General features: G+C 60.5%; 9 protein-coding genes and 1 other RNA gene. 2 read left to right on the forward strand and 8 right to left on the reverse strand.

Annotation, left to right across the window (positions count from 1 at the left end; genetic code table 11):
• Nucleotides 1–104 precede the first annotated feature (104 nt).
• Both pheT and pheS read right to left on the reverse strand, forming a co-directional pair.
• Complete coding sequence (gene pheT, locus AC1DA5_RS09185; protein WP_058236930.1) at nucleotides 105–2,759, reverse strand: phenylalanine--tRNA ligase subunit beta; 2,655 nt, start codon at nucleotides 2,757–2,759, stop codon at nucleotides 105–107.
• 2 nt (nucleotides 2,760–2,761) lie between these two features.
• On the reverse strand, nucleotides 2,762–3,847 hold the full coding sequence (pheS, locus tag AC1DA5_RS09190; protein ID WP_058236931.1) for a phenylalanine--tRNA ligase subunit alpha: 1,086 nt from the start codon (nucleotides 3,845–3,847) through the stop codon (nucleotides 2,762–2,764).
• Nucleotides 3,848–4,023: 176 nt separating this feature from the next.
• On the opposite strand from pheS, the gene panB reads away from it, so the two are divergent.
• Both panB and map read left to right on the forward strand, forming a co-directional pair.
• Entirely contained in the window at nucleotides 4,024–4,878 is an 855-nt protein-coding gene (gene panB / locus AC1DA5_RS09195; protein ID WP_058236932.1) for a 3-methyl-2-oxobutanoate hydroxymethyltransferase, read from the forward strand.
• Between the two features lie 39 nt (nucleotides 4,879–4,917).
• On the forward strand, nucleotides 4,918–5,838 hold the full coding sequence (gene map, locus AC1DA5_RS09200; RefSeq protein WP_257525473.1) for a type I methionyl aminopeptidase: 921 nt from the start codon (nucleotides 4,918–4,920) through the stop codon (nucleotides 5,836–5,838).
• 5 nt (nucleotides 5,839–5,843) lie between these two features.
• Here map and rnpB read toward each other — a convergent pair.
• The 6 genes from rnpB to orn all read right to left on the reverse strand — a co-directional run bounded on the left by rnpB (nucleotide 5,844) and on the right by orn (nucleotide 11,193).
• Nucleotides 5,844–6,224, reverse strand: an RNA gene (gene rnpB / locus AC1DA5_RS09205) — RNase P RNA component class A.
• Between the two features lie 152 nt (nucleotides 6,225–6,376).
• Nucleotides 6,377–7,108: a zinc ribbon domain-containing protein gene (locus tag AC1DA5_RS09210; protein WP_058236933.1), complete on the reverse strand. Its 732-nt coding sequence runs from the start codon at nucleotides 7,106–7,108 to the stop codon at nucleotides 6,377–6,379.
• Complete coding sequence (locus tag AC1DA5_RS09215) at nucleotides 7,105–7,953, reverse strand: Nif3-like dinuclear metal center hexameric protein (protein WP_058236934.1); 849 nt, start codon at nucleotides 7,951–7,953, stop codon at nucleotides 7,105–7,107. The genes AC1DA5_RS09210 and AC1DA5_RS09215 overlap by 4 nt, the downstream gene beginning before the upstream one ends.
• Before the next feature lie 71 nt (nucleotides 7,954–8,024).
• Nucleotides 8,025–9,707 (reverse strand): energy-dependent translational throttle protein EttA, encoded by a 1,683-nt coding sequence (ettA, locus tag AC1DA5_RS09220; RefSeq protein ID WP_058236935.1) that lies wholly within the window; start codon nucleotides 9,705–9,707, stop codon nucleotides 8,025–8,027.
• Between the two features lie 181 nt (nucleotides 9,708–9,888).
• Nucleotides 9,889–10,386: a single-stranded DNA-binding protein gene (locus AC1DA5_RS09225; protein WP_480289987.1), complete on the reverse strand. Its 498-nt coding sequence runs from the start codon at nucleotides 10,384–10,386 to the stop codon at nucleotides 9,889–9,891.
• Nucleotides 10,387–10,551: 165 nt separating this feature from the next.
• Complete coding sequence (gene orn / locus AC1DA5_RS09230; protein ID WP_058236937.1) at nucleotides 10,552–11,193, reverse strand: oligoribonuclease; 642 nt, start codon at nucleotides 11,191–11,193, stop codon at nucleotides 10,552–10,554.
• Nucleotides 11,194–11,415: the final 222 nt, after the last annotated feature.

Raw genomic sequence — 11,415 nt, forward strand, 5'->3', positions numbered from 1 at the left:
TACGTTTCAGACTCTGAGCAGGACTAACGCCCGAGCACACGCGTATGCGCCAGTGCGGCCGGCGCTTCACGCACCGGCCGCACTGATCACGATTCGCGCATTCGTTATGCGCGAAGTTGCGCCCCGAGCGTCTTACCTGTGCGAGAAATGATGTCGTTGCGTGTGCGCGTAACCTCATCTGCACTCAGAGTGCGATCATCGGCACGCAGTTTCACAGTGAAGGCCAGCGAGCGGTGACCGTCGGGAACCTGGTCGCCCTCGTAAATGTCAAAGAGGGATACCTCTTCGGCCAGGGCACCTGCCGCCTGGCGAATCACCTGAGCAACGCGGGCAACGGGAATGTCATTGGCGACAACCAGTGCGAAGTCTTCTTTTGCCACCGGGAACGTTGACACGCCGCTCACCTGGATTGGTTCTTCCGCCATATGCGCCACCAGCGCGTCGACGTCCAGCTCCAGTGCGCATGAGCGCTTGGGTAAACCGAATGCCTCACATACACGCGGGTGAAGTTCGCCGGCTCGCGCCACAACAGTCAGAGTCTTGCCGTTGCGGACGAAAACCTGCGCCATCCTGCCTGGATGCCACGGTGCCACTGCGTGCGGGTCACTGCTCGCCTGAGGCATCGGCGGCCCCTTGCGCACGGGGGTAGATTCAGGAAGCCAGCCGCGTGCTGTTTCCACCTTGACGCCCAGTGACTGTGCGACGCGCCAGACGAGGTCGATGGCATCGGCCCAGTCGTAGACGCGGGGCTGCTCGAACACCCCGTTACCTGTGGCATTTCCGCACAAGATTGCTCCCACATGCCACGGCTGCGAGGGAACGCCGGCCTGGAGCTGAGCTTCCACCTCGGCAGAGGGACGCTGCTCAGCGGACGGCAGATCGGATGGAACCGTTCCTGCCGGGCGCACAACCTTCGCAATCTCAAAGACCGCGATGTGGTTCATACCGCGTGACATGTTGCGTCCGGCAACATCGAGCAGCGTGTCCAGGATGCGTGTACGCAGCAGCGGCGCATCGTCGGCCAGCGGATTGCGCAGGCGCACTGCCTGACGGTTCGGGTCATCGGCAGCCAGCTGCTGGCGGTCATGGGCAGCAGTGGACATGAAGGGGTAGGACTCTGCCTCGGTCAGTCCAGCATTGGCCAGGACGCGTGCGACGTCACGGCGAGCCTTCTGCGCCGTGGTCAAGCCGTGTCCAGCGGGGGCTTGCGGCAGGATTGACGGGATCTCATCGTATCCGTGCAGGCGCGCGACCTCTTCGACCAGGTCGGCAGGCCCGGTCAGGTCAGGTCGCCAGCTCGGAGGTGTCACCTGCCATTGGGCCTCGCTGTCCTCGCCATGAACCTGGCAGCCGATTGTTTCCAGCAGTTCGCGAATGCGTGCCGGAGGCAATTCGAGTCCGGTCAGGCGCTGCGTCTCACTCACTTTCATGTCGATCGGTCGAGCTTCGGGCACGGTATTGACCTCGAACACGTGGGGGTCAGCCCGTCCCCCGCCGTATTCTTCAAGCAGCGCGCAAGCCCGGGCAATCGCGACGGGCGGAATCGCCGGATCCGAACCGCGTTCGAAACGCTTCGAGGCTTCAGAGGCCAGGAAGTGGCGTCGGGACGTGCGCGCAATTGAAATGGAATCAAAGTGCGCAGCTTCGAGGACCAGGTCTGTTGTCCCCTCAGTGATTTCAGAGTCGAGGCCGCCCATCACTCCGGCAAGTCCTATAATGCGCGATCCATGCTGGCCTTGTGGAGAATCCGTGATAAGCAGGTCTTCGTCGTTCAGTGCGCGATCTTCACCATCGAGGGTGACGAGATGTTCACCTTCTTCAGCTCTGCGCACCACGATGGGTGCTGCCACAGAACCGAGGTCGTAAGCGTGCATCGGCTGGCCCAGATCCAACATGATGTAGTTGGTGACGTCGACGGGCAGGCTGATTGAGCGCATGCCTGCCATCTCCAGGCGCTCCACCATCCATTTGGGCGTCTGAGCGTGCGTGTCGACGCCGCGCACGATGCGTGTAACGAAGCGGTCGCACCCGACGTGGTCGCGGATCGGGCGCTTGTCCTCAACTTCCACGCTCAAAGCTGAGTCGGAGTGTTCGGGCAGGTCAAGGCCATCGGGCAGACCGGGATCAGTCAGGGTTGCTCCCGTTGAGTGGGAGTATTCGCGCGCCACGCCACGCATGGAGAAGCAGTAGCCACGGTCAGGGGTGACGTTGATTTCGAGGACCTCTTCCCCCAGTCCCAGCAGTGGGATCACATCTGATCCGGGAGCGGGGATCTGGTCGGCATCGAACTTGTCGGTCAGAACGAGGATGCCGTTGTGGTCCTCCCCGAGGCCCAGTTCGCGCTCCGAACAGATCATGCCGTCAGAGATGTGACCGTAGGTTTTGCGGGCAGAGATCTCGAAGGGGCCGGGCAGAACTGCGCCCGGCAGGCTGACGACCACCAGGTCGCCCACATCAAAATTGTGAGCACCGCAGATGATGCCGCGACTGGGCAGGTCAGATGGCTCTTTCCCAGTTCCCGGCTCGTCGTTGTGCTGGCCGACATCGACGCGGCAGTAGTTGATGACTTTGCCGTTGGATTGTTCTTTCGGCTCGCGTGTGAGCACTTTGCCCACGACAAGCGGGCCCGTCACGCGGGCGGGATGAATTGTTTCTTCCTCCAGGCCCACTTTCACCAGCGCTGCGGCCAGTTGCGGAACCGTCACGGAGGCGGGAATTTCTACGTGGTCACGAAGCCACGACAATGGAACCATAGGCATGTTCAGTATCCCCTTCCGTTGAGTCCGAACTGCTGGGAGAAGCGCACGTCTCCCTCGACGATGTCGTGCATGTCAGCGATGCCGTGACGCAGCATGAGCGTGCGTTCAATACCCATGCCGAATGCGAAACCGGAATACTCGTCAGGGTCGACGCCGCAGGCGCGCAGCACGTTTGGGTTGACCATGCCACAGCCACCCCATTCAATCCAGCCGGGGCCGCCCTTCTTCTGCGGGAACCACAGATCCATCTCGGCGCTCGGTTCAGTGAAGGGGAAGAAGCTGGGGCGCAACCGCGTGCGCGCGTCAGGGCCGAACATCTGGCGCGCAAAGTGATCCAGCGTTCCCTTCAGGTGCGCCATCGTCAGGTGGCGATCAACTGCCAGACCCTCAACCTGGTGGAAAACAGGTGTATGTGTCGCGTCGAGCGCGTCGGAGCGGAATACCTTACCGGGGCATGCGACGTAGAGCGGAACACCGCGAGCGAGCATGGAGCGGGCCTGAACTGGCGAGGTGTGCGTGCGCATCACCAGGTGACCGTCATCCTCGTGGTCGCCACCGACGGAGCGGCCATCGACGTAGAGGGTGTCCTGCATCTGGCGAGCCGGGTGGTCAATGTCGAAGTTCAGCGCATCGAAGTTGAACCATTCGTGCTCGATTTCCGGGCCTTCTGCGATGTCCCATCCCATCGACACAAACAGGTCGGCCACTTCCTCCATCAAGGTTTCCAGAGGGTGACGCGCGCCCAGACTCTGGCGCCCGGTCGGCACCGTGACGTCCACGGCTTCCGTCTCCAGCGCGCGGGCTTCCTCTTCGTCGCGCAGCACTGATTCACGTTCGGACAGCGCAGTGGCGAGTTGCTTGCGGGCACCGCCCAGTGTCTTGCCTGCCTGCGCACGGTCAGCGGGGTCCAGTGACCCGATCGTGCGGTTAGCCTGGATCAGGGGTGCCTGATCACCCATCACCTGGGTGCGAACGGTCTTGAGTTGGGCCAGCGAACTCGCCTCACTGATACGCGCCAGCGCATCAGTGACGAGGGCGCTCACCGCTTCACCGTCAAGCGGATTGAGCTCAGGAGCACAGTCAGCCATATCCTGCTTCCTCGGTCGAAATTGACAATCGGTCATACGGGAAAACTCCACGTTTCCTCTTCCCCCATATTAGCCGTCGAAGCGAGTCCGCCCATTCGTCGCCATTGGCTGGACAGTTCACTGAGCGCGATCGCGTGTAAGCCCGGTGCACTGACGAAAGCGTCTAGGCTACAGATATGAGTTCACTTGCGCCCTCCGACGCTGCGGCCGTTGATACGGTCCCCGCGCCGACGAAACCGAAAAAAGTTCGCGTCCACCACCTTGCTCAAGCTAAGCAGCAGGGCCGAAAACTCACGATGTTGACAGCTTATGATGCGCTTATTGCCCCGCTGCTGGATGCGGCAGGTGTTGACATGCTGCTGGTGGGTGATTCCTACGGCAACGTGATGTTGGGGTATGACTCCACGTTGCGCGTCACGTTGGACGACATGGTTCGAGCAACTGCAGCAGTGGCACGTTCCACACGCCGCGCCCTGGTAGTGGCAGACCTTCCGTTCGCAACGTACGAGGCCAGTGCACAGCAGGCGTTTGAATCGGCTTCCCAATTGATGCGCGCTGGTGCCCATGCGGTCAAACTCGAGGGAGGCCGACCGCGCGTGGAAGCTGTCCGACTACTGAGCCAGTCCGGTATTCCCGTCGTCGGACACCTGGGGTACACGCCGCAATCAGAGAACACGATCGGCGGTCCGCGTATGCGTGGCCGTGGCGATCAGCGCGATGCGATGATTGCTGACGCGCTGGCTTTGCAGGATGCCGGTGCGATTGCCGTTGTGTTGGAGATGGTGCCTGACGACGTGGCCACTGACGTCACTGCTGCGCTGGAGATTCCCACTATTGGTATCGGTGCTGGCCCGCACACCGATGGGCAGGTACTGGTGTGGTCGGACATGGTGGGGATGCAGGAATGGGTTCCTTCGTTCGTCCATCGTTTCGCGCAGATCGGGCGTGAGATCACGGCGGCTGCTGCCGAGTATGTGGAAAGTGTGGAAGATGGCACATTTCCTGCTCCGGAGAATTATCACCAGCAGTGACATCCCAGCACTGGTCGGCAAAAGATCTAGGCTAGGGCTATGAGTAGTTCTGACAATTCTGGTCGTATTCCGGCATCTGCCAATGCGCGTCGCGCGCCGCTGGGCAACCTGACTGCCGGACGTATCTCCCCCATGCGCTCGGTGCCTGAGTCGATTGAACGCCCCGAGTACATGTTCCACGATGGCCCTGAAAACGTCACTGCCTCGGATATTAAGGATGCGGACACTGTGGAACGGATCCGCCACGCTGGCCGCATTGCCGCCGATGCGCTTCGTGTCGTGGGTGAGGCGGTTCGCCCCGGTGTGACAACCGATGAGCTCGACCGCATCGGACATGATTTTATTGTCGGTGCTGGCGCCTACCCGTCATGCCTGGGTTACATGGGGTATCCGAAGTCGCTGTGTACTTCCATCAACGAGGTCATCTGCCACGGCATTCCTGATGATCGCCCCCTCGAAGATGGCGACATTGTCAACGTCGATATCACGGCGTTTTACGAGGGTGTCCACGGTGACACCTGCGCCATGTTTGAGGTGGGAAATGTTGATCAGGAGTCGCGTCTGCTCAGTGAGAGGACACGCGAAGCGATGATACGTGGGATCCGGGCGGTCAAACCTGGCCGTGAGATCAACGTGATCGGACGTGTCATTTCGGTGTATGCGAAGCGTTTTGACTACGGCGTGGTGCGCGATTACACCGGACACGGCGTGGGCGAAGCCTTTCACTCGGGTTTGATCATTCCGCACTATGATGCTGCACCACTGTATGACACGGTGATGGAGCCGGGCATGGTGTTCACCATTGAGCCGATGCTGACGCTGGGCACTGTCGAATGGGAGCAGTGGGATGATGACTGGACTGTTGTCACGGCCGATCGTTCCCGCACCGCGCAGTTCGAGCACACGATCGTGGTGACCGAAGATGGCGCCGACATTTTGACACTGCCGTCGGACGCGTGAGAGTGCAGATGAGCCGGCCTGTACGCCGGGTTCTGTCCTGCTGACCGAAGTCGGCAGCGGCGACCATTCCTCTAGGACCAGTGTTGCCACTGGCCTCAAGCAACCTACCCGCAAGCGTGGAGCGGGCCGCTCGTACTTGCTGCTCGGTTTTGCTCCGGGTGGGGTTTACCTAGCTAGACCAGTCACCTGGCCTACTGGTGGGCTCTTACCCCACCTTTTCACCCTGACCGCTGGTGCGAAGTGTTCTTCGCGCCAGCGGCGGTCTTGTTTCTGTGGCACTTTCCCGCGGGTTTCCCCGGGTGGCTGTTAGCCATCACCCTGCCCTGTGGAGCCCGGACGTTCCTCGTCACCGCATCACGCGGTGCCGCGGCCGCCCGGCCGACTCATCTGCATCCTCGAGTCTACGACGCGCGCGGCGCCAGGGCCTACTTCGATCGGTGTGATTTTCAGGGGACGGCGTGCTGTCGGGTGATATCGTGCGGGGGCGGGGTGGAATAGCGTGCGGTCAGGCAAGAACCGCGCGTGGCCGGGGCGACGTTTAGGCGTCGGTTCGCACCACTATCTGGCCGGTGTCGACGCACCAGTACACCTCGTCTGCGGGCAATGCATTTATCTGCTGCAGCTCGGCGGGCGAAATTTCGCCGGTGGCTCCTGTGACGACGCCGCCTCGCACCTCCACGATGGCGAAGGGGCTGTGCCGCTGCCAGACCGAGTCGTATTCGGCGATGAGGTCAGAGGGCAGCGAGTCATTCAGGTCAGCTCTCTTGCACTCCAGGTCAGCCAGTTCGAGGTCAGATTGCGCGTTATCATCTTCGAACTGTTTCTTGGTTGCTTCCACGTCCTGCGTCAACGCCTGCGCTTCGCGGATCATGTCGTCTTGTGCTTTTTGGGCAGCTTCGAGGCGTTCTTCAACTTCAAGTTGGTCTTCTTCGAGGCTGTTGAGCCGGGTGCGCATCTGGGCGATTTCGTGTTCCATTGCGTTAATGTCGCGCAGGGGAACTTCATTGCGTTCGATGCGTCCTTCCTGGGCACTCTTGCGTGTGTTGACTCGCTCAATGTCCGCTTCGATGCGCGCCACGTCACGTTTCGTGTCGGCTATCACTGCACTCTGGTTGATCGCAGCACGCTTGAGGTCCTCTGCCCGTCCGGCAAGTTCACGCAGCTTGGCGTGCGCCGGGTGTGTGTCACGCTGGTGTCGCATCTTCATGATGGCGCGATCCAATGACTGCAACTCGAGTAGCGAGCGTTGATCTTCAGGTGATGCCTTCACTGAGTTCCTCCGGTTGTCTGCATGTGAGCCGTCCATGGTTCTGTCACTATGGTAGACGCTGTGATGTCGACGGAGACGTTGTCCGCCTCGGCTTGCTCGCTGAGTCGTTGCGCGAGCACCGGAACCCACGGCCATTCGGTCGCCCAATGGGATCCTGAGATCAGTGCAGGCGCTCCGCCTTCGAGGTGTTCGGACGAGGGGTGGTGGCGCAGATCAGCGGTGACGAACACGTCGGCACCGGATGCGCGTGCCTGCTCAAGCAGGGAATCACCTGCACCGCCTGACACCGCCACACGCGCGACGGTTGATTCCAGGTCTCCGCCCACGAACAGGCCGTGCGGACCGGCAGGCAATGCAGATGCCACTCGCTGCGCAAATTCACGCAGGGTCACCGGATCTATTGTTCCGACGCGCCCCAGTCCCACCGAGCGGCCGTCGCGGTCACGTCCCGAGGGGTCCAGCGGCTGCGTGCGTTCCAGTCCCAGCAGGTCTGCCAAAGCATGCGCGACTCCCCGATAGGCGATGTCGGCATTGGTGTGGGCGTTGAACAGTGCGCACTCGCCACGTACGAGTGTGGCGACGACGCGCCCTTTCGGGTCGCTTTCAGGTAGGAACGACACGCCTCGCAGATACAGCGGATGATGTGTGATGATCATGTCGATCTCATTGCTCACAGCTTCGTCGATTACCGCTGCCACGGGATCAACGGCAATGAGAACGCGGCGCACCTCGCGTGAGGGATCTCCCACAATGAGGCCTACCTTGTCCCACTCTTGTGCCGTTTCGGGTGGATACCACCGATCCATCACAGTAACGACATCGCTCACAGTCCACGTTGTAGTCATGGAATTACCCTAAGCGTGTTCGCATGCGATGTGCACAAGGTGGGACGAGGTGTGTCAGTTTGACGCTCTCCTCAGTCGCGCGTGAGACGACGGTGCGTGACGCGGTGCGGGCGGGCTGCATCAAGACCAAGACGCTCCACCTTGTTGTTCTCGTAGGATTCGAAGTTTCCTTCGAACCAGTACCACTTCGCAGGGTTTTCTTCCGTGCCTTCCCACGCGAGGATGTGCGTGGCAACGCGGTCGAGGAACCAACGGTCGTGGGTGACAACCACCGCGCACCCGGGGAATTCGAGCAGCGCGTTTTCCAGTGATCCAAGTGTTTCCACATCGAGGTCGTTGGTCGGCTCATCCAACAGGAGCAGGTTGCCGCCCTGTTTAAGCGTGAGCGCCAGGTTCAAGCGGTTGCGTTCACCACCGGAAAGCACGCCTGACGGCTTCTGCTGGTCCGGTCCCTTGAATCCGAATGCGGACACGTAGGCTCGCGACGGCATTTCAACGTTGCCGACTTCCAGGAAGTCGAGGCCATCTGAGACAACCTCCCACACTGATTTGTCCGGATCGATGCCCGCACGGTTCTGGTCGACGTATGAGATCTTGACGGTCTCACCGATCCTGAGGTCTCCCCCGTCCAGCGGTTCAAGCCCAACAATGGTCTTGAACAGAGTTGTCTTGCCCACACCGTTCGGACCGATCACACCGACGATTCCGTTGCGCGGCAGTGAGAACGACAGGTCATTGATGAGGACACGGTCACCGAAGCCCTTGTGCAGATTGTTTGCCTCGATCACGATAGAGCCCAAACGAGGCCCTGGCGGGATCTGAATTTCCTCAAAGTCAAGCTTGCGTGTGCGCTCCGCTTCGGCAGCCATCTCTTCGTAGCGTTCCAGACGGGCTCGTGACTTGGCTTGGCGTCCCTTGGGATTGGAACGAACCCAGTCGAGCTCTTCACGCAGCCGCTTGGCCAGTTTCGCATCCTTCTGTCCCTGGACTTTCAGGCGTTTTTCCTTCGTTTCCAGGTAGGTGGAGTAGTTGCCCTCATAGGGGTAGAGGTGACCGCGGTCCACTTCAGCGATCCATTCGGCTACGTGGTCAAGGAAGTAGCGGTCGTGGGTCACTGCGATCACCGCGCCGGCATACGTGGACAGGTGCTTTTCCAGCCACTGCACGGACTCGGCATCCAAGTGGTTCGTTGGCTCATCCAGCAGCAGCAGCTCAGGAGCTTCGATCAGCAGACGGCACAGCGCCACGCGACGACGTTCCCCACCGGAAAGAACCTTCACATCCTGATCGGCAGGCGGGCAGCGCAGTGCGTCCATGGCCTGCTCCAGCTGGGAGTCGATATCCCACGCGTTTGCAGCGTCGATCTCACTTTGCAGCTTGCCCATTTCTTCCATGAGCGCATCAAAGTCGGCGTCCGGTTCAGCCATCTCCTCAGAGATCTTGTTGAAACGCGCGAGCTTGTCGAACGTTTCCCTGGCACCCATCTGCACGTTTTCCAACACGGTTTTCGTGTCGTCGAGTTGGGGTTCCTGCTCGAGGATGCCCACTGTGTAACCGGGTGTCAGACGTGCTTCGCCGTTGCTTGGCTCATCCAGACCCGCCATGATCTTGAGGATCGATGACTTTCCAGCACCGTTAGGACCAACCATGCCGATTTTCGCTCCGGGGAAGAACGACATGGATACGTCATCAAGAATGATCTTGTCGCCATGAGCTTTGCGCGCTTTGATCATTTGGTATATGTACTCAGCCACAGTTCTCCATTTCAAGAAGGGACTCGTCAACTTCGTGTCACTCCATGCTACGGCACGAAGCCCACCCACGGTCAACGTGAGATAACCCGAAATGGCTGATTTTCACCACAAGCGCACTGCCCGCCGATTCGCCGCATTGAGGCAGCTCCCTGCATACAGTGCCCCGTTCGCACCGCCTCCCTTACACCGCTGCCGTTACCATCTGGGCCGCTGGAGCATCTGCTGCGACCGCATCGCCGCCATCATCGCGCGAGGTCCGGATCTGAAGGTTTCCCGTGCCTCCGTCGTCACGTTCTGCTTCTCCCTCTGGCCGTGATTCCTTTGGCCTATCGAAGTGCGACCACCCGTAGTTCAGGTCGTGCCCGGCGCTGTGCGCCACAATAACCAGTTCGCTCTTAACCTCACCCGCCGCATCCTTCCACGCATTAACGCTGGGCCGTCCAGTCAGCACGATGGGATGCCCCTTGGCAAATGAGGTCGACATATTATGCGCGAGCTTGTCCCATGCGCGGATCGTGTACCACTGGGGTTCCTGCTCATCGAATTCTCCCCGATCGTTGATGCGCCAACGCGGTGTGGCAAGCCGGAAACGTGTGGTCGTTCGTCCCGTCGCAGTCCTGATTCCCTTCACGTCCGTTCCGATGCGTCCGCGTAATGTCACTGTCATATTCGCGCTCATGAATTGTCCTTTCGTGTTATCGGCCCTGTGCCGTAGGACAATCCTCACCGCGCCAGGCCCTCGTCCAAAGGCTTCGCGGGCAATCTGTGGACACACACTCAGCCCGCCGCATCCCTGTGGACAACGGCGGGCTGGCAGTGAACTGTGGATAGGGCGTTCCCCTCGTCAATTCTGCTGGGCGGCACCCTCGACAATGCCCAAAGCGGCAACCTCGCCGGCAATCTTCTGGGCGTCTTCGCGACTGGGTCCCTGGTCAGAAGGGAAAAGTGCGCGACGGTAGTACTCAAGTTCCTGGATGGATTCACGAATGTCGGCCAGTGCGCGGTGGCCCCCATGCTTCTCAGGTGAGCACTCGTAAACGCACGGGTACCAGCGCTTGGCGAGTTCCTTGATGGAGGACACGTCGATAATGCGGTAGTGCAGGTGGTCGATGACGCGTGGCATGTTCGCGCTCAGGAACAGGCGATCCATGCCGACCGTGTTCCCCGCCAGCAGGGCGCGACCCGACACAGGGACGAACTTCTTGATGTAGTCCAGGACGATGCTCTCGGCTTCCTCCATCGACGCGATGCCGTCCTTGAGCTCGTCAAGCAGGCCGGATTGTGTGTGCATGTTGCGCACATAGTCGTCCATGTGATTCAGCGCCTCCTCAGAGGGCTGGATCAGAATGTCGATTCCGGGGTCCACGACGGTCAGGCTCGCGTCGGTGATCACGACCGCCACTTCGATCAGGGCGTCATGCGCCACGTCAAGACCGGTCATTTCGCAGTCGATCCACACCAGTGGATTCTTCAGTTGCTTCGTCATGTCTCCCAGTGTAGTGACCCGCGCGGGAATGCGGGTGACTAGCTTGGGTGTGCGGATGGTCAAGCGGACGCTCAGGGCCACAGGGACCGTCCGGATTGTCGAGGGAAACGAGGGCGACTGCCGCGACCTGCTGCGGAGTGTCGTACACGTGGACAGCCTCTCCGAATCGGCACACAGGTGAATACACTGAGTTCACGAACAACGTATACACGCAGATGGAAG

Source organism: Pauljensenia sp. C0254C2 (assembly GCF_056583835.1).